Genomic DNA, 23,977 nt, shown 5'->3' on the forward strand with positions numbered 1-23,977 from the left:
GTCCTCACAGTTCGGTGGTGGTGTCACCGGAGGCGAGGAGCTCGAGATCCCGCAGGATCTTCTCCTCGACCGTCTCGGCCAGTACGGCCACGGTGCGGGCGGTCAGTACGTCGCGCGGGGTGAGCCGGATGTCGAACACCGCGCTCGCCCGGGAGGCGATGTGCAGGCTCCGGATCGAATCCCCGCCGAGATCGAAGAAGTTGTCCCCCACGCCGACCCGCTCCAGCCCGAGCACCTCGGCCCAGATCCCCGCCACGACACGTTCGGTGTCGGTCTCCGGGGCGGTGTACGCCGGTCGCGTCTCGGCCAGATCTGGCGCGGGCAGCGCACGTCGGTCGAGCTTTCCATTGTGGCTCAAGGGAAGCGTGTCGAGCTGGACGAACGCGGATGGAATCAGGTAGTCCGGCAGCGTCCGGCCGAGGAAGCCCTTCAGTTCTTCCGCGGGCAGGTCGTCGCCCACCAGGTAGGCGACGAGCAGTTTGGCCCCCGGCCGATCCTCACGGACGATCACGGCGGCTTGCCTGATCGCGGGGTGGGCGGCCAGCGCCGCTTCGACCTCGCCCGGTTCGATCCGGAAGCCGCGGAGCTTGACCTGCTCGTCGAGCCTGCCGAGGAACCGGACCCGTCCGTCGGCGGTCCACGCGGCGAGATCCCCGGTGCGGTACATCCGCGTACCCGGCGGCCCGTACGGATCGGCGGTGAAGCGATCCGCCGTCAGGCCGGGACGGGCGAAGTAGCCACGGGCGAGCCCCGCTCCGCTGACGCACAGCTCCCCCGGCACCCCTGGCGGAACCGGCGTCAGATCGGGACCGAGCACCTGGACGCGCATCCCGTCCAGCGGACGGCCGATCGGCACCACGTCCGGCACTTCGGCCACAGTGGACATCGGGAACGACGTGGCGAAGGTGGTCGTCTCGGTCGGACCGTAGCCGTCCACCACCCCCAGGCCAGGGCAGGCGTCCAGCACCTGCCGGACGGCGGCGGCCGGGACGACGTCACCACCGGTCCAGACCTCACGCAGTCCGGTGAAGCAGTCCGGCGCCTCCTGGGCGAGCACCCGGAACAGGCCCGCGGTGAGCCAGAGGCCGGTCACGCCGTCCTCGGCGATCGCATGCCGCACGGCGTGGGCGTCGACGTCGGCGGGCGGTGCCACGACGACCGTGCCGCCGTTGAGCAGCGGCACCCACAGCTCGTAGGTGGTGGCGTCGAAGGCGGGCGGCGAGTGCAGGAGCACCCGCTCGTGCGCGCCGCCCGCGAACCGCCGGTCCGCCGCCAGCGCGGCGACGTCGCGGTGCCGGACGGCGACTCCCTTCGGTGTCCCGGTGGAACCTGAGGTGTACATCAGGTACGCCGCCTGCTCGGGATCGACCGCCATACCCGGGTCGTGGTCCGGCCCCGTCTCCGGCTCGACCACGACGTGTCCCTGGTGCACGCGCGAAAGGGTGCTCAGCCAGGTCTCGTCGGTGACGGCGTACTCGACGCCGGTCAGGAGCAGCCGCAGGCGCTCGTCCGGGGCGCGGGTGTCCAGGGGCACGTAGACGCCGCCCGCCTTGGCGATGGCCAGTTCGGCGACCACGAACGCGCTCGTCCGCTCGGCCGCGAGGCCGACCCGGTCCTCCGGCCAGAGCCCGAGCGCGAGCAGCCGGTGCGCCAGCCGGTTCGCTCGCCGGTCCAGCTCCGCGTAGCTCAGGACCTCGCCGGCGGACACGACCGCGGGCGCGTCCGGCCGGTCGCGGACCTGTCCGGCGAATACCTCCGGCAGCGAGCGTGCCGCCGGCTCGTCGCCGGTGGCGTTCCAGTCACGCAGCACGAGCCGTTCCTCGCCCGCGTCGAGCACCGGCACCCGACCCAGCGGGCGGTCGCCGTCGGCGGCGAGTTCGCGCAGCAGCAGGAGCAGACGTCCGGCGATGCCTTCGATGGTCGCCCGGTCGAACAGATCGGGGTCGTAGCCGAGTTCCACCGCCAGCCGCGGTCCCGGCGACGAGACCACGGTGATCGGGAAGTTCGTCGTCTCCAAGGCCGCCAGGTCGCGGACGCGCAAACCGTGCTCGGCGGCCGCGTCGTCCTTGATCGGGTAGTTCTCGAACACCACGAGGCTGTCGAACAGGTTCACGCCACCGGGCAAACCGGTCCAGGTCTGCAACCTGCTCAGCGGCACGAAGTCGAATCCGCGCGCCTCCGCCTGGGCGTTCTGCAGGTCCTTCAGCCATCGGGCCACCCCTGCCGAACGGTCGACGTCGGCACGTACCGGCAGGGTGTTGATGAAGATGCCGAGGATCTCGTCCACTTCGGACAGTTCGGCGGGCCTGCCGGACACGGTGGCGCCGAACACGACGTCACGGCGTCCGCTGTAGACCGACAGCAGCAGCGCCCAGGCGCCCTGGACCATGACGTTGAGCGTGAGTCCGTGCCGCTTGACGAACGCGTCGAGCCGGGCGGTGTCCGCTTCGTCCAGCGAATACGGCAGCCAGGTAGCCGAGCAGGTCGTGTGGGTTTCCGCCGGCACCCGGTCGCACGGCAGTGGTGTCGGCTCCCCCACGCCGTCCAGGGTGTGCCGCCAGAATCGTTCGGCCTCGTCGTCATCGCGCCCGCCCAGCCATTCCAGGTAGTCCCGGAAGGGGCGCCGGGACGGCAGCGCTCCTCCGGCGTGGGCCGCGCACAAGTCGCCGAGCACGCCGAACACGCTCCAGCCGTCCAGCAGGACGTGGTGGAAAGTCCACAGCACCTGTGCTTCGGTGTCCGAGAGCCGGGCGAGCGCGACGCGCATCAACGGTGCACGGGCGAGGTCGAGGCCTTCCTCACGGTCCTCGGCCAGCAGGCGCCGCAGTCGTTTCGCGCGTTCGGCTTCGGACAGGTCCGTCCAGTCGAGCCGCCGGATCGGGAGCGTGACGTCGCGGTGCACGACCTGGACCGGTTCCGCCAGGCCGTCCCAGACAAAGGCGGTCCGTAGCACCGGGGTGCGGTCGAGCACCTCTTGCCACGCCCGGGCGAGCACGTCGAGGTCGGTGACGCCGTCGAGGACGAACGTCGCCTGCTCGAAGTACAGGCCCTGCTCGCTCTGCGACAGCCCGTGGAAGACCATCCCGCCTTGCATGGGGGTCAGCGGGTAGACGTCCTCGACGCCGCGGCCGTCGCCCACCAGCCGGTCAACTTGGGACTGGCCGAGTGTGGTGAGCGGGAAGTCCGACGGCGTCCGGCCGCCCGCGCCGGGTCCGGCGCAGTGCTCGATGATGCCCCGCAGCGCGGTGCGCAGATCGGCCGCCAGTGCGTCCACAGTGGACTCATCGTGCAGGTTCGCCGAATACGACCAGGACACTTCGAGCGCGTCCTGCTCCACCCTGGCCACGACGTCGAACGCGTGCGTCCGCGTCGCCGCCGCGTCCAGGTCGGCGTCCAGTCCCCCGCGCATGGCGTGGTAAAGGCCGCCGAGGTCCCAGTCGAACCGGCCGAGATAGTTGAAGCTGACCGGAGCGTCGATCCGCGGCGCGGTCCCGGCGAGGTGGCGCAGGGCGCCGTAGCCGATGCCGCGCCGGGGTACCGCCCGCAGCCGTTCCTTGACCGCCTTGAGCGCCGTGCCCCAGTCCGCAGAGGCTTCCAGCGCGACCGGGAACATGCTGGTGAACCAGCCGGTGGTTCGCGAAAGGTCGACGTCGTCGAACAGGTCCTCGCGACCGTGGCCTTCCAGGTCGACCACGACCTCCCGCCGCCCGGTCCAGTCGGCCAGCACCCGGCCGAGCGCGGTGAGCAGCACGTCGTTGACCTGGGTGCGGTAGACCTCGGGCACGTCCCGCAGCAACGCCTTGGTCTCGTCCGGATCGAGCCGGACGGTGACCGAGCGGGCCGAACCGATCGTGTTCTCGCCGTCGCGGTCGGCGGGCAGCGCGGCGGGCCGAGGGACGGCCCGCCAGTGCGCCAGTTCGTCGTCGAAGCCGCCCGCCGCGGTGTGCTCGGCGAGCCGGCCCGCCCATGAACGGAACGACGTCGTCTTCGGGCCGAGGTCGCCGCCGCGGTACGCGGTTTCGAGATCTTCCAGGAGGATCCGCCACGACACGCCGTCGACCACCAGGTGGTGCGCGGTCAGGGAAAGCAGCGGCCCGCCTTCGCGCGGACGAGACAGGACGGCCGAGAACAGCGGGCCGTTCCGCAGGTCGGAGTCCTTTGTGGACACTTCGCCCGTGTGCAGCACGTCCACCGGCTCCGGGGGCGCGTTGTGCTGATGCCAGCCGTCCTCGGTGCGCACGAACCGCATCCGCAAGGCGTCGTGGTGGTCCAGGACGGTGGTCAGTGCGGCGCGAAGCGCGGCCTCGTCTACGTCCTCGGCGAGTTCGACCAGGACGGATTGGTCGAACTGCTCGGGCTGGGTCGCGAAGAACCAGTGCTGGATCGGGGTGAGCGGGACGTCGCCGGTGACCGGGCCCTGCTCGGCGAGGGTCGGCGCCGGGCCTTGCGCGCTCGCGGCGAGCGCCCGGATCGTCGGATACCGGAACAGGTCCTTCGGCAACAGCCGCAGTCCAGCCCGCCGGGCCCGCGACACCACCTGGATGCTGAGGATCGAATCGCCCCCCAGTTCGAAGAAGTCGGCTTCCGCGCCCACTTCCTCGATTCCGAGCACCTCGGCCCAGATCTCGGCGAGCGCGCGTTCGGCGTCCGTGCCGGGGGCCGCCCACGCGGTCACCGTCTGGCTGAAGTCCGGCGCCGGCAGTGCCGCCCGGTCGAGTTTCCCGTTGACGTTCAACGGAAGCTCCTCGAGCGGGACGAACGCCGCCGGGATCATGTAGTCCGGCAGGTCACGTGCCAGGAACTCCTTCAGTTCGGCCGCGTCCGGCACGTCCGTCTCGGCGACGACGTAAGCCACCAGCCGCTTGACTCCCTGGTCTTCGCGGGCGAGTACGGCGGCCTGGACCAACCCGGGGTGGGCTGCGAGCGCCGCTTCGATTTCACTGGGTTCGACGCGGAAGCCGCGGATCTTGACCTGTTCGTCGACCCGGCCGGTGAACTCCAGTTGCCCGTCCGCCGTCCACCGCACGACGTCCCCGGTGCGGTACATGCGTTCGCCTGCCCGGAAGGGGTCGGCGACGAACCGGTCAGCGGTCAACCCGGCGCTGCCCAGGTAGCCGCGGGCCAGCCCTTCCCCCGCCAGATGCAGCTCACCCGGGATCCCCGGCGGCACCGGCCGCAGCGCGCTGTCGAGGACGTAGGCCCGGGTGTTGTCCAAGGGCCCGCCGATCGGCACCACATCGGGTACCTCGCCGACCGACGACATCAAGCGCACGGTGGCGAAGGTCGTGGTCTCGGTGGGGCCGTAGACGTCCGCGACCACCGTGCCCGGACAGGCCTCCAGCACCCGGCGCAACGCGGTCGCGGGGACGGCGTCACCACCGGTCCACACTTCGCGCATCCCGGCGAAACTGCCCGGCGCCTCTTGCGACACCAGCCGGAACAGCCCGGTCGTCAGGAAGGCGCCGGTGACCCGATGTTCGGCGATGACGCGGGCGAGCGTGTCGACGTCGAGGTCACCGGGTGGCGCCACCACGACACAACCGCCCGCCAGCAGCGGCACCCACAGCTCATAGGTGGAGGCGTCGAACGAATGCGGTGAATGCAGCAGCACCCGCTCGTGTGCCCCCGTCCGGAACCGCCGGTCCCAGGCCAACGCCACGACGTCGCGGTGACGTGCCGAGACTCCCTTGGGCGTTCCCGTGGAGCCCGAGGTGTAGATGACGTACGCCAGGTTGTCCCGGTGAGGCGTCGGAAGGCGGCGCGGCGTGGACGGCTCGACATCCTCGGCGACCAGGACCGGCCCGGCGTGGAGGGACCGCGCCACCGGTTCCCATTCCCGGTCGGTGACCAGCGCGGTGACTCCGGACAGCAAGCTCTTCAGGCGGGATTCGGGCGCGCGGGTGTCCAGCGGCAGGTACGCCCCGCCCGCCTTCACGATGGCCAGTTCGGCGATCACCAGCTCGGGCGCGCGTTCCATGAGCACGCCGACCAGCTCCTCGACCCCGAGGTCCAGCCGCTGTGCCAGCCGGTCCGCGCGAGCGTCCAGCTCGGCATAGCTCAGCTCGACACCGTCGGCGGACAGCGCCGGCGCGTCCGGCGTCCGCCGCACCTGCTCGGCGAACAGTTCGCCGAGCGTGCGCTCGGGCACCGGGCTCGTCGTGTCGTTCCACTCGATGAGCACCTGGCGCCGTTCGGCGTCGGTGAGCAGGTCGATCTCGTCCAGCGGCCTGCCAAGGTCCTCGCCGAAACTCCGCAGGACACCGGTCAGCTGCCGCGCGATCCGCCGGGCCGAAGCCGCCTCGAACAGATCCGGGTCGTAGCCGAGGTCGATCGACAACCGGTCGCCCGGCGAGGCGACCACGCTGAGCGGATAGCTGGTCGTCTCGACCGCGTCCAGCGCCCGCAGCCGCAGGCCGTGCGCGGTGGCGGCCTCCTCGTTGATCGGGTAGTTCTCGAACACCACCAGGCTGTCGAACAGGTTCGCCCCGGCGGGCACCCCGCTCCAACCTTGCAGCCGGGTCAGCGGCAGATGCCCGTACCGCCGGGATTCGACCTGGCCCGCCTGCAGGTCCCGCAGCCACGACGACGCGCTGACCGCGTCCGCCACGGTGACCCGGACCGGCAGGGTGTTGATGAAGATGCCGGCGATGTCGTCCGCTCCCGGCAGGTCCACCGGCCGCCCGGAAACCGTGGTACCGAAACAAATGTCGCGGTCACCGTTGTACCGCGCGAGCAGCAGCGCCCACGCGCCCTGCAGGAGTGTGTTCAGCGTCAGCCCGGCGCACTGGGCGGTCTCCCGCAGTCGCGTGGTCTCGTCCGCGTCCAGTTCGACCGTCAGCCATTCGGACGAGCGGGTGGTGTGCGCCTGCGCGGGCGGCCGGTCGAACGGCAGCCGCGCGGGTGAGATGAGATCGCCGAGCACGGTCCGCCAATGTGTTTCGGCGAGCCGGTCGTCCTGGTTCGCGAGCCACTCGACGTAATCGCGGAACGGCCGCCGTCGGGGCAGGTCCTCGGCTCCCCCGCGGATGAACGCGCCGTGGCAGGCGAAGACGTCGGACAGGATCCCGAACACACTCCACCCGTCGAGCAGCACGTGGTGGAAGGTCCACAGCACGCGGACCTCGGTGCCGGACAACCGCGCCAGCGTGAGCCGCAGCAACGGCACTGCCGTCAGGTCCATCCCTTCGGCCCGGTCGCGATCGAGGACGTCCCGCCAAGCGGTCTCACGCTCCACTTCGGACAGTGCGCGCCAGTCATGGTGGGTGACCGGCACGGTGACCTCGCGCCCGACCACCTGCACGGGCTCGTCGACGCCCTCCCAGACGATGCGCGTGCGCAGCACCGGCGTCCGGTCGACCACGCGCTGCCAGGCCCGCGCGAGGATGTCCGGATCGGTGACACCGTCGAGGACGAACGCCACCTGCTGGAAGTAGACCCGCTCCTCGCCCTGTGACAGGGCGTGGAACACCATGCCGGACTGCATCGGCGTCAGCGGGTGGATGTCCTCGACATCCGGGGTGGTGAGCCGGTCCACCGTCGCCTGGTCGAGCCGGGCGAGCGGGAAGTCCGACGGCGTGCGGCCCCAGACACCGGGCTCGGCGCAGTGCGCGATGATCGAACGCAACGCGGTGACCAGCGACCCGGCCAGCCGGGCGATCGTCTCCTCCCGGTGCACGCCCTCCGCGTAGTACCAGGAGAATTCCAGTTCGTCGCCTTCGACGCGGCCGACGACGTCCAGCAGATGCGCGCGAACCGAGCGCGGACTGTCGTCCGATTCGAGACGGCCGGAATCCGCGTCGAAGCGACCGAGGTAGTTGAAGCTCACCTGAGGTGCGATCTCCGGCGCCGTCCCGGCGAGGTAACGCAGGGCGCCGTAGCCGATGCCGCGGCGGGGTACCGCTCGTAGCTGCTCCTTGACCGACTTCAGTGCCGTGCCCCAGTCGTCCGGGACGTCGAGTGCGACCGGGAACAGCGTGGTGAACCAGCCGACCGTCCGCGACAGGTCGACGCCGTCGAACAGCTCCTCCCTGCCGTGACCCTCCAGATCCACCAGCACCCGGTCCCGGCCGGTCCAGTCGGCCAGCACGCGGCCCAGCGCGGTGAGCAGCACGTCGTTGACCTGCGTCCGGTACACGTCGGGCACCGCGCGCAACAGTGCCGCGGTCTCCTCGACGCCGAGGCGCGTAGTGACCTCGCGCATCGCCGCGGTGGTGTTCTGGCCGTCGCCGTCCACCGGCACGGCGGGCGTCGCGGCCGCGGCGCGCCAGTGATCGAGTTCGTCGTCGAACCCGCCCGCGGCGGTGTGTTCCGCCAGCCGCTGCGCCCATTCCTGGAAGGAGGTTCCGCGCGGGCCGAGGTCGACGACTTCTCCGCGTACCGCTTGGCGGTAGGCCTTGTCGAAGTCCTCCAGCAGCACCCGCCATGACACGCCGTCGACCACGAGATGGTGCGCGGACAGGGTGAGCCCGCCGGATGCGGACAACGTGGCGCGCAGCATCGGCCGGGTCGCCAGGTCGCGATCCACCGGTGAGTCCAGGATGTCGGCCGCGGGATCGACCGGGGCGTTCACCTGCCGCCAGCCGTGGCCGGTCCGCTCGAACCGCATCCGCAGCGCGTCGTGGTGCTCGACCAGCGCGGCCAGCGCGGTGCGCACCGCGTCAGGGTCGGCCGAAGCCGATAGCGCGATCTCGACGCGCTGATCGAAGTGCCCGGCATCGTCGGTCTGCGTGGCGAAGAACCACCGCTGGATCGGGGTGAGCGCGACATCGCCGCTGACCGGGCCCCGGTCGACGGTTTCGTGGACGTCGCCCGCCGAAGCGGCCAGTTCGGTGATGGTGCGGTGCGTGAACAGGTCACCGGGCAGCAGGTCGAGTCCGGCCTGCCGGGCGCGGGAGACCACTTGGATGCTGAGGATCGAGTCTCCGCCGAGCGCGAAGAAGTCGTCCTCGGCGCCGACTCGTCCGACTCCGAGCACCTCGGCCCAGATGTCCGCGAGCACGGTCTCCGGGCCCGGCCGCGGCGCCACGTGAGCGGTGTCGCGCCGACCGCCGAAATCGGGCACGGGCAACGCCCGCCGGTCCAGTTTCCCGTTGACGTTCACCGGAAGCCGCTCCAGCGCGACGAACACCGCCGGGACCATGTAGTCCGGCAGGACGCGGCCGAGGAACTCCCCCAGTTCGGCGGTGTCCGGCATGCCGCCCTTCCCGACGACGTAGGCCACCAGCCGTTTGACGCCGTTGTCCTCCCGCGCGAGCACCGCGGCCTGTGCGAGCGCGGGATGCGCCCCCAGCGCCGCCTCGATCTCCCCCAGCTCGACCCGGAAACCACGGACTTTGACCTGCTCGTCGACGCGGCCGACGAACTCCAGCTGCCCCTCCGCTGTCCACCGCACGATGTCCCCGGTGCGGTACATGCGCTCGCCGGTGCCGAAGGGGTCGGCGACGAACCGGTCCGCCGTGAGACCGGGGCCGGCCAGGTATCCGCGAGCCACGCCCTCCCCGGCGATGTGCAGCTCACCGGGGACCCCCGGCGGCACGGCGGACAGCCCGGCGTCGAGGACGTAGGTCCGCGTGTTGTCCAGCGGCCCGCCGATCGGCACCACGTCCGGCACCTCGGCGACCGACGACATCAACCGCACGGTCGCGAAAGTGGTCGTCTCCGTCGGCCCGTAGACGTCCGCGACCACGGTGTCCGGACAGGCTTCCAGCACCCGGCGCAGTGCCGCGGCCGGGACTGCGTCACCGCCGGTCCACACCTGCCGCATTCCCGCGAAGCACCGCGGATCCTCTTGCGACACCAGCCGGAACAACCCCGTGGTCAGGAACGCCGCGGTGACCCGGTGCTCGGCGATGACCCGGCGAAGCGTCGCGACGTCCAGTTCCCGTGCCGGTGCGACCACCACACAGCCGCCGTTGAGCAGCGGCACCCACAGCTCGTAGGTGGAGGCGTCGAACGAATGCGGTGAATGCAGCAGCACCCGCTCGTGCGCTCCGGTCCGGAACCGCCGGTCCCAGGCCAACGCCACGACGTCGCGCTGCCGCGCTGAGACACCCTTGGGCGAGCCGGTCGAGCCCGAGGTGTAGATGACATAGGCGAGCTGGTCGCGATCGGTCGGGACACCCGGGGCCGTCGCGGGTTCGCCCGCGGCGTCGTCGACCGTCAGCAGTTGTCCACAGTGGACGTCCTCCGCCTGCGGCCGCCGTGCCGTGTCGGTGACGACGATCTTCGCCTCGGCTTCGGCCAGCAGCAGGCGCAACCGGTCCGCCGGTGCCCGCAGGTCCAGCGGCAGGTAGGCGCCACCCGCCTTGGTGATCGCCAGTTCCGCCACGACCAGGTCTGCCGAGCGGTCCATCACCACCGCGACCCGCTCCTCGGCACGGACGCCGTGCCGCAACAGCAGGTGCGCCAGCTGGTTCGCGCGTGCGTCGAGCTCGGCGTAGGTCAGGGACCCGGTCTCGGTGGCCACCGCGACGGCCGACGGAGTGCGCCGTACCTGAGCTTCGAACAACGGCGTCAGCGCGGCGTCCGGCAACGCCGTGCCGGTGGCGTTCCATTCGTGGACCACGCGGCTTTCCTCGGCTTCGGTCAGCATCGTGATCGCCGAAACCCCTACGTCCGCCATGCCCCGCAGCAACACGCCCAGATGGGTGGCGAGCCGTTCGGCCGTCTCCGCGTCGAACAGGGCCGGGTCGTAGCCGAGCACCAGCGAAAGCCGTCGTCCCGGATAGACCACGACGCTGAGCGGGTAGTTTGTCCGCTCGGCCGCTTGCAGTTCCCGTACTCGCGGCCCGTCGGCGAGTTCGTCGATCGGGTAGTTCTCGAATACCACGATGCTGTCGAACAGGTTCGTCCCCGCCGGGACACCGCTCCAGCTCTGCAACCGGGTGAGCGCGAGATGCCCGAACCGGCGTGAGGAGACCTGCCGGGCCTGTGCTTCCCGCAACCAGTCGACCAGCCCGGCACCGCCGTCCACACGCATTCGCACCGGCAGGGTGTTGATGAAGATGCCGGTGATGTCGTCCACCCCGGGCAGCTCGGGTGGCCTGCCCGAGACGGTCGCGCCGAAACAGACGTCCTGCTCACCGCTGTACCTCGACAGCAACAGCGCCCACGCGCCTTGGACGACGGCGTTCACCGTCAGCCGATGGCGTTTCGCGAACGCGTACAGCCGGTCGGACGCAGTTTCGTCCAGCTCGGCGGCCACCCGGTCGGCGGACGTGGTCGTGTGCCCGCGAACGGCCACCCGGTCGTACGGCAACGGTGTCGCCGCGGGCAGATCGGCGAGCTCGGCCCGCCAGTACTCCTCGGCGGCCCGGTCGTCCTGGCGGGCCAGCCAGGCGAGGTAGTCGCGGAATGGCCGCCGTTCGGGGACCGCCCCGTCATCGCCCCGTGCCAGCGCGATGACGTCGGACAGCACCTGGAAGACACTCCAGCCGTCGAGCAGCACGTGGTGGAAAGTCCACACCACTCGCACGGCGTCACCGGGCAGCCTGACGACGACGAGCCGCGTCAACGGCGCGCGGGCCGGATCGAGCCCTTCCTCGGCGTCGGCCTCCAGCAACGGCCGCAGTGCCTCCTCACGTTCCACCGTGGACAGCGTGGTCCAGTCGAGGTGGGTGATCGGCAGGGTGACGTCCCGTTCGACCAGCTGCAGCGGCGCCGGCACGTTCTCCCAGACGACCCGGCTCCGCAGCACCGGCGTCCGGTCCACCACCCGCTGCCAAGCCGCACCGAGCCGCCGCGGGTCGGGGACGTCGTCCAGTACGAAGGTCAGCTGTTCGAAATAGACCCGGGTGCCGCCCGGCGCCAGGGCGTGGAAGACCATCCCGGCCTGCATCGGGGTCAGCGGATAGAGGTCCTCGACCGCGCGGCCGTCGCCCGCGAGCGCGTCCACCTGTCGCTGGTCCAGCGCGGCCAGGGGGAAGTCGGACGGTGTCCGGCCGCCCGCCTCCGGTTCGGCGCAGTGCCGGATGATCTCCCGCAACGCGTCGAGCAGCGCGTTCGCCAGACCATCCACTGTGGACTTGTCGTGCACGCCCTCGGCGAAGAACCAGTCGAACTCCAGCGCTCCGCCGTCGATGCGGCCGACGACGTCGAGCAGATGCGGCCGGATCTCCTCCGGGGCGACGTCCAAGGTCAGTTCACGGCCCGCCGCGGCGTACAGGCCGCCGTCGGTGACCGGGGGGTCGAATCGACCGAGATAGTTGAAGCTGACCGCCGGGGTGATCTCCGGCGCCGTCCCGGTGAGGTAACGCAGGACGCCGTAGCCGACGCCGCGGCTGGGCACCGCCCGCAACCGCTCCTTGACCGTCTTGAGCGCCCGGCCCCAGTCACCACCGGCCTCCAGCGCCACCGGGAACAGGCTGGTGAACCAGCCCACCGTCCGTGATAGGTCGGCGTCCTCGAACAGATCCTCACGGCCGTGGCCTTCGAGGTCCACCACGACGCGGTCGTGGCCGGTCCAGTCCCGCAGGACGCGGCCGAGCGCGGTGAGCAGCACGTCGTTGATCCGAGTGCGGTATACGGCGGGCACGTCACGCGTCAGCGCGGTCGTCTCGGCTTCGGTCAGCCGCACGGTCACCGACCGGGCGGCACCGGCGGTGTTCGGTCCCGCACCGTCCACCGGCACCGACGTGTCGCCGTCGAAGTCCTGCCAGTAGGCCGATTCTCCGGCGAACCCACCCGCTTCGGCTCGGTCGGCCAGGCGGCGGGCCCACTCGAGGAACGACGTCGACCTCGGTCCGAGATCGACGGCCTCGCCCCGGACCGCCTGCCGGTAGGCCAGGTCCAGGTCCTCCAGCAGCACTCGCCAGGACACCCCGTCGACGACGAGGTGGTGGGCGGCCAGCCGAAGCATCTTGCGACCGTCTTCTTCGGACACCCATGCCCGCAGCAACGGCCCGCGTCCCAGGTCCACTTCGGACGGTCCGTCCAGTACGTCCACCGGGCCGGGCGGCGGATTCACCTGACGCCACCGCCCGTTCGCGCACTCGAACCGCATCCGCAGCGCGTCGTGCTGCTCGACCAGCGCCGACAGCGCCGTGCGCAACGCGACCTCGTCGACATCCGCGGTGAGCTCCATCGACAGCGACTGGTCGAACCGCTCGGGCCGGCGGGTCTGGGTGGCGAAGAACCACTCCTGGATCGGGGTCAACGGCGCCTCACCGGACACCGGGCCCCGCACGGCCGTTCCGCCCGTCTCGGTGGCCGTGGCCGCCAGCGCGGCGACGGTCTGGTGCCGGAAAAGGTCGCTGGTGCTCAGCGCGAGACCCGCCCGGCGCGCCCTGGCGCCGACCTGGATGCTCAGGATCGAGTCACCGCCCAGGTCGAAGAAGTTGTCCTCGACACCGACCTCGTCGAGCCCGAGCACTTCGGCCCAGATGACGGCCAGCACCCGCTCGGGTTCCGTCCGCGGCGCCGTGCGGCGGACGGACGGCAGGTCGAGCGCCGGTTCGGGCAGGGCCCGCTGGTCGAGTTTCCCGTTGGGGCTCAAGGGAAGCGCGTCGAGCAGCACGATCGCCGACGGCACCAGGTAGTCCGGCAGCACCTCCGCCAGCGCGCCGCGCACCGCCGTCGCGTCCGGTGCCGTGCCCGGCGCAGGGACGACGTAGGCCACGAGCCGCTTGCGCCCGGTGTCCGTCCGCGCGAGCACCACAGCCTGCGCGACGTCCGCCCGTTCGGTGAGCGCGGCCTCGACCTCCGCCGGCTCCACCCGGAAGCCCCGGATCTTGACCTGGTCGTCGGCCCGGCCGACGAACTCCAGCGTGTCGTCGGAACGCCAGCGCACCAGGTCACCCGTGCGGTAGCACCGGCTTCCCGGCGCGCCGAACGGGTTCGCGAGGAAGCGATCGGCGGTGGCCCCGGCACGGTCGATGTAGCCGCGGGCCAGGCCGGGCCCGGCGACGTACAGTTCGCCGACCACTCCACGCGGCACCAGCCGTAGCCGGGCGTCGAGCACGAACGCCCGCATCCCGTCGAGTGGGGTACCGATCGGTACGACGTCCGGCACGGACTCCGGTGACGTCATCCGGAAGGCGGAGGCGAATGTGGTCGTCTCGGTGGGCCCGTAGCCGTCGACCACGGCGAGCCCGGGACAGCAGGCGAGCACCCGACGGACCGTCTCCGCCGGGACCACGTCGCCGCCGGTCCAGACTTCGCGGACACCGGTGAAGCAGTCGGGTTCCTCTTGCGCGACAAGCCGGAACAGACCCGCGGTGAGCCACAGCGCGGTCACGCCGTGCCGGGTGATCAGCTGCCGCAACCGGTCGACGTCGAGGTCTCCCGGCGGGGCGACGACGACTTCACCGCCGTTGAGCAGCGGTACCCACAGCTCGTAGGTCGACGCGTCGAACGCCAGCGGCGAATGCAGCAGCACCCGCTCGTGCGCGCCGCCGGCGAACCGGCCGTCCCCGGCGAGCGCGACGACGTCCGCGTGACGCACCGCGACACCCTTCGGCACGCCGGTCGAACCCGAGGTGTACTCGACGTACGCCAGGTTCTCGGGATCCAGATCGATGCCCGGCCGTTCACCGGGCTCCGCCGGGACGACCACCTGAAGCGGCCGCGGGTGCACGTCGGCGGCGACGTCCGCCCAAATGGCGTCGGTCAGCAACAACGCCGAGCCGTCAAGGATCCGCCGCATCCGCGCGGCGGGCGCACGCAGGTCGAGCGGCAGGTACGCGGCGCCTGCCTTGAGGACCGCGAGGACGGCGACGACGAGGTCGGCCGAGCGGTCCATCAGGATCCCGACGCGGTCCTCCGCCCGCACACCCAGTTCGATCAGGTGACAGGCGAGCCAGTCGGCGCGCTCCTGCAGTTCACGGTAGGTGAGCGAGGTGTCCCCACAGGTCACCGCTGGGACGTGGGGCGTCCGGGTGACCTGTTGGTCGAAGGCCGACGGGACGGTCTCGACCGGGGCGGCGGGACTTGTGGCGGGAAGCAGGAAACGCCGGTCCGCCTCCGTCGTGAGCGGCAGGTCACCGAGCGGACGGGCGGGATCGGCGGCGATCCCGGTCAGCAGGGTCTCCAGCCGGGCGGCCAGGCGTTCGACGGTGACGGCGTCGAACAGACCGGTGCTGTATTCGATCGCGAGCTCGAAGGCGCCGTTGCGCGGCCAGAACTCGATCACGAGGTCGAAGCGAGCGGACGGCCGGGGCAGGTCGTGCTCGGTGACCCTCAGCCCGGCGACGTCGCGTGGCCGCACGAGCGGGCTTTGGAGGACGACGACGGCCTGCACGAGCGGCGTCCGGGAGGGGTCGCGTTCGGGCCGCACCGCGTCGACGACCCGGTCGAACGGCGCGTCGGCGTGCGCGAAGGCGTCCAGCACGGTTTCTCGGAATTCGCCGAGGAATCCGGTGAACGGCCGGTCGTCGGCCACCCGCGAGCGCAGCACCAGGGTGTTGACGAAGAAACCGGTCAGCTTCTCCAGTTCGGCGCGGTCCCGGCCGGCGACGGCCGTGCCGACCGCGACGTCCTGCTGCCCGCTGTGGCGGGCCAGCAGGATCTGCACGGCGGCGGTCAGCGTCATGAACAGCGTCGCGCCGTGCTCGTGGCCCAGTTCGGCGAGCCGGTCGACCAGAGCCGCGGGCAGCGGCCGCCGGTGGACCGCACCCTCGGTGGCCCGCTGCGCGGCGCGGGGCCGGTCGGTCGGCAGGGCGAGCGGTTCGAGGCCGTCCAGCCGCTGCCGCCAGTACGCCAGATGCGGGCGCAGCGCCGGGGCGGTCAGGCGGTCACGCTGCCAGGCGGCGAAATCGGCGTAACGCACCGGAAGTTCCGGCAGTGTCTTCCCGGCGTAGAGGTCCATCAGCTCCTCGGTGAGGATGCCGATGGACGCTCCGTCGGTGACGATGTGGTGCTGGCAGAGCACCAGCAGGTGCTCCCGGTCCGCCAGTTCGAACAGGGTGGCCCGGGTCAGCGGGCCGCTCCGGAGATCGAACGGCCGCGACAACTCGGTGGTCAGTTCGCCGTCCAGATCGTCCAGATCGGACAGTCGGCGGACCTGGAGCGGAATGAAGGCGGACTCGGTGATCCGCTGGACGCCCTCGTCGTCCACCACGTCGAACGTGGTGCGCAGGGAGTCGTGACGTGCGCAGAGCAGGTCGAGCGCGTTGGCGAGGGCATCGACGTCCAGCGGACCCGAGAGCCGCAGCCCGACGCCGGTGTTGTTCTCGGTCGCGGCGTTTCCGGACAGTTCGTCGAGGAACCACAGTCGCCGCTGTGCCGGGGAAATCGGCACCGGACGATCATGGGGAGCGACCGGGATCGGCTCGGCCCGAGCCGGGTCCGGAGTCTCCGGCAACAGCCGGGCGAGCCGTTCGACGGTGGGGGCGTCGAACAGTGCTTTCGCCGTCAGCTCCGTCCCGAACTCCGTGCGCAGCCGGGAAAGCACCTGCACGACGAGGATCGAGTCGCCGCCCCGGGCGAAGAAATCGTCAGTGGCGCCCACCAGGTCGCCACCCAGCACGTCGGTCCAGATCGCGGCGACCCGCTGCTCGGCGACGGTCCGCGGCTCGACGTACTCCACCGTTTCCGCCGGGGGTTCGGGCAAGGCGCGCCGGTCGACCTTGCCGTTGGCGGTCAGCTCCAGGCCGCCCAGGACGACGAACGCCGAGGGGATCATGTAATCCGGCAGAGTCTCGGTGAGCAACGCGTGCAGACCGTCCGGTTCCTCTCCGCCGTCGCCGCGGGTGACGAGGTACGCGACGAGCCGTTTGGCGCCCGGCCGGTCTTCCCGCGCCACGACCACGGCCTCACTGACGTCGTCGTGCCGACATAGCACGTCTTCGATCTCGCCGAGTTCGATGCGGAAGCCGCGGATCTTGACCTGTTCGTCGGCACGGCCGAGGAATTCCAGCTCGCCGCGGTCGTTCCGGCGGACGACGTCACCCGTGCGATACATGCGATCGCCGTCCGGGCCGAGCGGGTCGGCGACGAACTTCTCCGCGGTCAGCCCCGGACGCGCCTGGTAGCCGCGGGCCAGGCCCGATCCGGCGAGGTGCAGTTCCCCTGCCTCGCCGTCGGGGACCGGGTTCAGCCCGGTGTCCAGCACGTAGGCCCGCATCCCGTCCAGCGGCCGCCCGATAGGCAGGCGCTCCGGCACCGAATCGCGTGACGGCAGCCGGTGCGAGGTGGCGAAAGTCGTCGTTTCGGTCGGCCCGTACCCATCGACGACGACGAGGCCAGGACAGTGTTCGAGGACGCGGCGGACCGGGCCCGCCGGGACCGCCTCCCCGCCGGTCCAGACCTCCCGCACGCCACGGAAGCAGTCCGGAGCCTCCTGCGCCACGACGCGGAACAGTCCGGCGGTCAACCACAACGCCGTCACCCCGTATCCGGACACCATCCGGCGCAACGTCTCGACGCCGAGGTCGTCCGGTGGCGCGACGACGACGGTGCCACCGTTCAGCAGCGGCACCCACAGCTCGTAGGTCGACGCGTCGAAGGCCGGTGACGAGTGCAGCAGGATCCGCTCGTGCGCGTCGCCGAACCCGCTGTCGGCCGCCAGCGCCGCGACGTCCCGGTGCGTCACGGCGACGCCCTTCGGCACACCGGTCGAACCGGAGGTGTACATCACGTACGCGAGCTGCTCCGGATCCACCACCGTGCCGGGTGAACCGGCGGACTCGTGTTCCAGGGTGGGGTCGTCGAGGCGCTGCGCGAGGACACCGTGGAGCGGGTGCTCCCGGTCGGTGAGCACGACCGAGGCCTTCACCTCGGCGAGCACCCGGTTCGACCGCGCCTCGGGGGCCCGCGCGTCGAGCGGGACGTAGACACCGCCGGCCTTGACGATCGCGACTTCGGCGACGACGAAATCGGCCGACCGCGTCAGGCTCACGGCGACGGGGTGCTCGGCGCGGACGCCGAGCCGCGTCAGGCGGTGCGCGAGCCGGTTGGCCCGCTCGTCGAGTTCCCGATAGGTCAACGGCGCGAAGTCCCCGGTCACGGCGATCGCGTCCGGGGTGCGCGCCACTTGACGCGCGAACAGTCCGGGGAGGCTCACGCCGGCGTCCGCAGCGGGCTCAGGGTGGTGGGCTCTGGCGATGTCCTGCGATGTCATGAAACGTCGAACCTTCCGAGCGCGCGTCGAGGACCGCCTCGACAGAGACGGGGGGACGGAGACATAGGGGAAGAAGACAGGCCTCGCGGGCCCTATGGCGGCGCGACCGCCTTCAGTGACTCACCCGCTCGGCGAGACGGCCGCCGACCTGCAAGGCGGTGACCCGTCCGGTGCGAGGATCGCGGACGATGCGGCCGCAGTCGGCCCGCAGTCCGGTGGCGGGATCCGGGACCGACATCGTCCCGCAGTCGTAGAGAGCCAGGTCGCGGTGGACCTCACCGTCCACCGTGAGGCACACGACACCCTCGGTGTCGGTCTCCACGACGTACTCCAGCTCCCCGTTGCGATAGCCGCCGCGGCTCTCGTCCGGCACGGTGACCCGCCGGGCACGCTCATTGCGTGCCTGGTAATCCGGGATGTCGAGGCCGAGCGCGCGCAGCTCCCGCAGCATCGCGGACCACAGCGCCGCTCCTCCGACGGCGTTGGTGGTCAACGCGACGACGGTCTGCCCTTCGCCGTCCACGCGCAGGTGGCACGACGTGCCGTCCGCCGTGCCGTCGTGGCCCAGCCAGGTGGTGCGTTTGCCATGGAACCGCGCCAGGCCCAGCCCCCAGCCGTCAGCGAGGCCGAAGGGTTCGGCGTCGCCAGGGGCGTACATCTCCCTCGCGGTCTCCTCGTCGAGCAGACAGGGATTACCCAGATGAACCTGCCCGAACTTGATCAGTTCGCGGGCGCTCAATGCCAGGCCACCCACGGGCGCCAGCACCGGGGCCAGCATCTGCTCGACCACCCGGGGCCGGGCTCCGGGACGGCCAGCGTGTCCTTTGGCGCTCGGCTCCCGGCCCGCGCAGCCGATGAAGGCGGCGTTCATGCCCAAGGGGCGGATCAGGATCGTTTCGAGGGCCTCCTGCCACGGCATGCCGGTCGCTTCTTCGATGAGCATGCCGACGAGCGCGTAGCCGACGCTGGAGTAGGAGAAGGCGGTGGCGGGGGCGCAGACCAGCAGGTCCGGGCGCAGCCAGCCGAGCAGGTCACGACGGGTGGAGCAGTGCTCGGCGGGGTCGGAGGGCAGGCCGCTGGTGTGACCGAGCAACTGCCGGAGGGTCAGCCGGCCGCCGAGCTCAGTGCCGCGCAGTTCCGGGACGAACTCGCCGATGGGCGTGTCGAGCTCGAGATCGCCGTCGGCCACCAAGAGCATCGCGAGCGTCGCGGTGAAGGCCTTGGTGATGGACCCGACGGGCACCGTCGAGTCCGACCTCATCGGGCGGTCACCGTCTTCCACGCCGGCTTCGGCCACCGAGAGTTCGTCGCGGTGCCACACCGCGAGCTGGGCTCCTGGCACCTGGTGCCGCTGGATCAGAGAGCTGAGAACCCCGGCCAACCTGCCTGGCGGGATGGGGCGGACCGGCTGCCTTCCGGACGTTGGGGGAACACACGACTCTGCCACTGACGAAAACACCGAACAGACCTTCCGAACACTTCAACTGCCACAGGAGTAGATCGCACGTACCAATGACCGCTGTGGCGTCCCGAGAAGGTCGCCGCGCATCATTCTCGCCAAGAGACGTCTTACACATTGTCAACCCGGCTCCGCTTTCGATACCACCAAGTGGACCAATCCGGAAACAATCGAAGATCATTTCGGCCCGCAATCAAAAAGCACAGAATTGCCAAGATCGCAATTTGAGCGCGGCATGGAAAAATTGGCCATCTGTCAATTCCGTGCCGTGGAACCGTGGTCCAGTCACCCTTGAAACCTGGCTCCACCTGGTGTATCACACCGCCGCAGTCGACTCAGGGGAGCCGTTACATCGAAAGAAAACCATAAATTCGACTTCGCTGTGAAATTTTCCCAACAGCACGTGACAAAAATGTTGAGCCGAAATGCGACCTGCGCAAACCATGTCGTATACCCATGAAATAGTTTTTCAAACATCCGACCCGTAAACAGGCGCTGGATGGAGTGGAGGTCGCATCGCTTGGTCGGGCGGACGGCGTTGCCGGTCGTTGCGGCGTCGGTCGGGCATCTCGGCTTGTTCGTGCAGCGCGACGCCGGTGTCGCCGAAATTCGCGTGCGGCTTCCGCGGCAGGCTGTCACCATGCGAGACGAGATGGAAAGCGAAGAGAAATGGCCGACGACCGGCCGGGCGCCGAAGACACTGACCTGGCACGGCGACGGCCTCGCCGACTGGGTGAGCGGCTACACCTGGTATCCGGACGGCCCCGGGGATGGGAGTCCTCAGTATCCCTTCCCTGCCCCCTACGACTCCACGGCCGTGTCACCGTCCGGGCGGTACCAGGTCGTCTATGGCGAGTACGGGTCGAATGCCCAGCTGCTCGACCGGGGCGAGCCCGTCCGCGAAGTCACCCGCGATGACGACGATCCCGACGCTTTCCTCTTCCCCGTCACCTTCATGACGCTTCCGGACGGACGGGAAGCCCTCATCTCCTGCCCCGAACATCGCGGCAGGCTTGAAATCGAGCAGGTCGAGACCGGGGAGCGCCTGACCGCTCGCGACGGTGCGGCGGACGACTACTACCACTCCCGGCTGGCCGTCAGCCCCGGAAACCGGTGGCTGCTCAGCGCGGGTTGGATCTGGCACCCTTTCAGCGTCCCCCAGGCCTACGATCTCCGGCTCGCACTGACGGATCCGGCCTCGCTCGACACGAACGGCGTACTCCCGAGCGGGCTCTTTCAGGGAGAGCTCGAGTCGGCATGCTGGCTTGACGACGATCGCGTCGCGTTCTGCGCCGAACCCGGCACCGGCGGCCGCGAACCGCAGCAGCTCTGCCCAGGCGACCTCGGCGTGTGGTCCATGCGGACGGGCACCTGGGAGGGCAAAGCGCCCGTCCAAGGTCATCTCGGCACCCTCCACCGGTTCGGGAAGTACCTGCTAAGCCTCTACAGGCACCCGAAGCTCGTCGACCCCGCGACCGGCGCCGTGCTCGAAGCGTGGCCACACCTGGCGACCGGGGAGCGCACTGGCGGTATCGGCTGGGGGCTCGAGCATCAGCCCGCCGTGGCCGTGCACCAGGATGGCACCCGGTTCGCAGTCGCGGCCGACGAGTTCATCACCATCGTCACCTGGTCGCACTGACGCTTCTTCCAAGGCGACTGGCGCACTTCCTCTGCTCCGGTGACGCACCTGTCAGTGGAACTCCGGCAGGACGTGCTCTTGCCAGCCTCGGAAGAATCCCTCATGGTCGGAACCGATCTGCTGGACGTAGATTTCGTCCACTCCGGCGTCGACGAACTGACGCACCCGTTCGGCGTGTGCTTTCGGATCGTCGCCGCACACGATCGCCTCGCCGACGTCCTTTCGAGGCACGAAGGTCGTAGCGGCCTCGAAGTCCTCGGGTCGCGGCAGGATCTGCGCCAGCTGACCGGGCAAGGCGTCGTTGGCCCACAGACGGTGTGCTCGGTCCAGCGCAGCTTCGGGGTCGGCGTCCCAGCTGACCTTCATCCCGGCTTGTACCGGCTTGTCACCACCGCCGGCTTGACGGAAGGCGCGGACGAGATCGGCGTCGGGCTTGACCGTGCAGTACCCGTCGCCGATCCGTCCGGCGAGCTCGGTGGCCTGCGGGCCGAACCCGGACACGTAGATCGGCACCGGTTCGGCCGGCATCGTGTAGATGCGTGCGTCCTGCACTTCATAATGCGTCCCATGGTGGCTCATCGATTCGCCACGTGCCCCTGCCGCGTGCAGTTTGCGAATGACGTCGACAGCCTCTTCCAGCATGTCCAGTCGCTGACCGGCCGACGGCCACGCGTCGCCGAGAATGTGCTCGTTCAGGGCCTCTCCCGAGCCCACCCCCAAGACGAACCGGCCGTCCAGCTGAACCGCCGCGGTCGCCGCAGCCTGCGCGAGCACAGCCGGGTGAATCCGGATGGTCGGGCACGTCACCGCCGTCGTGACCGGTAGCGAAACGGCCTCCGACAAGGCTCCTATCACCGACCACACAAAGGGGCTTTGGCCCTGTGCGTCATTCCAAGGATGGAAATGGTCCGAGATCCACAGCCGCTCGAACCCCGCACGCTCGGCCGCGCGGGCCTGGGCGACGAGCTCGTGGGGGCCGTACTGCTCGCAGGAAAGAAAATAGCCAAGAGACGTCATGGACCTCGGTTACCACCTCAGCGTTGCCGAAACACCTGGATCCCGGTCATCGTCCACGAGAAGGTGACGCTTGAAGGAGTGACCACCTCGAACACGGCCCATTCGCAGGTGGCGCCCCTGAGCGAGAGAGGTCACGGCTGCACCGGCGGCGAACTCACTCGCCGTCCGTGGGAACGGCCGGCAAAGCCGCGGGCACCTTCTCGGCAGATTTTTCGGCCTTGGTCTCGCCGCCGAAGCGATCGCACAATTCGTCGACGGCGTGGGAAATCTGGCCGAGTTCGGCCAGCACCGCCCGATGCACCGTTCGGATCGCGACGGCTTCTTCCTCCGCACGGGAGACGATGAGTTGCGCTTCACGTTGGGCGGCGCGTTCGATCTCCTTACGAGTGTTCTCCGCGTCGACAGCCGTCCTCTCGGCGGCCGCCAGGAGCTTCTCGCTCTCTTTGCGGGCCTGATCTTTGATCTCCTGAGCTTCCGTTTTGGCGACCGCGAGGATCTTTTCGATCCGCCTTCCCAACCCGCTGGACTGGTCGGCTTCCGCGGTTCGAGGTGCGGGAACCTGGGCTTTGGCGAGCCTGCGCTCCGCCGCCCTCCGGGCTTTCTCCTGCCGCTCCGCGCGCTTCTCCGCCGTCCGCACGTATTCATCGACCTGCCGACGGTCATACCCCCGCAGAACGATCGGGAACCGGACGTCGGACTCGGTTGTTTCCTCGGTTTCGGAGACCATGCTATCCATGTACCGAGTGTCGGCTACGGCAAGAAGACCGGCAATCCGAAATCTGTTCGACGCCTTCCCCGGGGCGGCTGTCTCTGACCGCCGATCACCCATTGTCGCCTGACCACGAGCACGTGTTCACCCGAAAGCAAGGTTTGATTCCACACCCACTCGTGTCACTTATCCCCACGGCTACTCCTTGAAGGTGCATTGCCCCGCTGGTCGCTCACCCTCTGCTGTCGCCCCCGGTACCGGTGACACACGGAGAGAAATCGGGCGCCGGTCACCGGCCGCGTTTTCGCGCAGGGACAACACGATGCTTGAATTGCGGAGGGAGCGTTCGAGCTTCTGTGCGCGGCCCGGAAGGTCCAAAAACCGGTGTTTGACCCGCGGCAGCCCAGGCTAACCGTGCCCTCATGAGACTCCCTGCGTCCTCGCTCTTACTCGGACTGGGTTTCGGCGGTTTCATCGACGGCATCGTCGCTCACCAGATCCTCGGGTGGCATCACATGCTGTCGAGCTGGTACCCGCCCGACACTCCCGAAGACCTCCACCTGAACATGGTCGGCGACGGCCTGTTCCATCTGCTGTGCTTGATCTTCGTCGTCACCGGCGTCGTCCTGCTCAACCGCGGGAATAGGTTGCCCGCCCCCGTTCTCTGGGGCGGGACGCTCGCGGGCTGGGGTGTGTTCAACCTCGTCGAGGGCACGGTCGACCACCTGATCCTCGGCGTCCACCACGTCCGCCTAGGCGCCCATCAGCTAGCCTATGACCTCGGTTTTCTGGCGCTGGGCGCCGTGCTGGTCACGATCGGCACCCTTATGACACGACGACGAGAGGCGCTGAACAGCGTGCGTGGTCGCTAAGCCGAACGTTCGCGACGATAGTGACGAGCGGCTTTCGCCCGGTTGCCTCAGGTTTCCATGGAGCACCATCGCCTGGTGCCGTTGCGAGTCGTGTCGTCGAAGTACAGCGTGCACACCGGATACGCCGAGCACCGCTTGATCCGTTCCGGGCGCGCGGGGGGGGGGGGGGGGGGGAGGAGGGGGGGGGGGGGGGGGAGGGAGAGAGACGCTCCATGAGAGGGGAGAG

At 70.0% G+C, this 23,977-nt stretch carries 7 protein-coding genes; 2 read left to right on the forward strand and 5 right to left on the reverse strand.

Translation table 11 applies throughout. The features are described from left to right. Window positions 1-4: 4 nt before the first annotated feature. Together ACZ6DT_RS15405 and ACZ6DT_RS15410 are read right to left on the reverse strand one after the other, a co-directional pair. Complete coding sequence (locus ACZ6DT_RS15405; protein WP_465594484.1) at window positions 5-18,055, reverse strand: non-ribosomal peptide synthetase; 18,051 nt, start codon at window positions 18,053-18,055, stop codon at window positions 5-7. Between the two features lie 112 nt (window positions 18,056-18,167). Beyond that, window positions 18,168-19,436, reverse strand: a complete 1,269-nt coding sequence (locus ACZ6DT_RS15410) for a serine hydrolase domain-containing protein (protein WP_465594487.1) — start codon at window positions 19,434-19,436, stop codon at window positions 18,168-18,170. A 577-nt stretch (window positions 19,437-20,013) separates the two neighbouring features. Here ACZ6DT_RS15410 and ACZ6DT_RS15415 point away from each other — a divergent pair. After that, a complete protein-coding gene (locus tag ACZ6DT_RS15415) occupies window positions 20,014-21,153 on the forward strand; it encodes a hypothetical protein (RefSeq protein WP_465594490.1) in 1,140 nt (379 codons plus the stop codon). Window positions 21,154-21,204: 51 nt separating this feature from the next. Here ACZ6DT_RS15415 and ACZ6DT_RS15420 read toward each other — a convergent pair whose 3' ends face one another. Next, a complete protein-coding gene (locus ACZ6DT_RS15420; protein WP_465594493.1) occupies window positions 21,205-22,170 on the reverse strand; it encodes a TIGR03557 family F420-dependent LLM class oxidoreductase in 966 nt (321 codons plus the stop codon). A gap of 154 nt (window positions 22,171-22,324) precedes the next feature. Further along, on the reverse strand, window positions 22,325-22,999 hold the full coding sequence (locus tag ACZ6DT_RS15425) for a hypothetical protein (protein ID WP_465594495.1): 675 nt from the start codon (window positions 22,997-22,999) through the stop codon (window positions 22,325-22,327). A 302-nt stretch (window positions 23,000-23,301) separates the two neighbouring features. On the opposite strand from ACZ6DT_RS15425, the gene ACZ6DT_RS15430 reads away from it, so the two are divergent. Beyond that, the gene (locus ACZ6DT_RS15430; RefSeq protein ID WP_465594498.1) at window positions 23,302-23,751 is read left to right on the forward strand and encodes a DUF2243 domain-containing protein; all 450 of its coding nucleotides are present in this window, start codon (window positions 23,302-23,304) and stop codon (window positions 23,749-23,751) included. A 47-nt stretch (window positions 23,752-23,798) separates the two neighbouring features. Here ACZ6DT_RS15430 and ACZ6DT_RS15435 read toward each other — a convergent pair whose 3' ends face one another. Next, window positions 23,799-23,891, reverse strand: coding sequence for a CGNR zinc finger domain-containing protein (locus ACZ6DT_RS15435; RefSeq protein WP_465594875.1), 93 nt, complete (start codon window positions 23,889-23,891; stop codon window positions 23,799-23,801). Window positions 23,892-23,977 lie beyond the last annotated feature (86 nt).

The organism is Amycolatopsis sp. NPDC041971, assembly GCF_055588925.1.

What these genes read in the sequence shown, in the direction of transcription:
- ACZ6DT_RS15405 (WP_465594484.1), bottom strand. Translation starts at nt 18,055, where the DNA reads ATGACATCGCAGGACATCGCCAGAGCCCACCACCCTGAGCCCGCTGCG.
- ACZ6DT_RS15415 (WP_465594490.1), top strand. Translation starts at nt 20,014, where the DNA reads ATGGAGTGGAGGTCGCATCGCTTGGTCGGGCGGACGGCGTTGCCGGTC.
- ACZ6DT_RS15420 (WP_465594493.1), bottom strand. Translation starts at nt 22,170, where the DNA reads ATGACGTCTCTTGGCTATTTTCTTTCCTGCGAGCAGTACGGCCCCCAC.
- ACZ6DT_RS15425 (WP_465594495.1), bottom strand. Translation starts at nt 22,999, where the DNA reads ATGGGTGATCGGCGGTCAGAGACAGCCGCCCCGGGGAAGGCGTCGAAC.
- ACZ6DT_RS15430 (WP_465594498.1), top strand. Translation starts at nt 23,302, where the DNA reads ATGAGACTCCCTGCGTCCTCGCTCTTACTCGGACTGGGTTTCGGCGGT.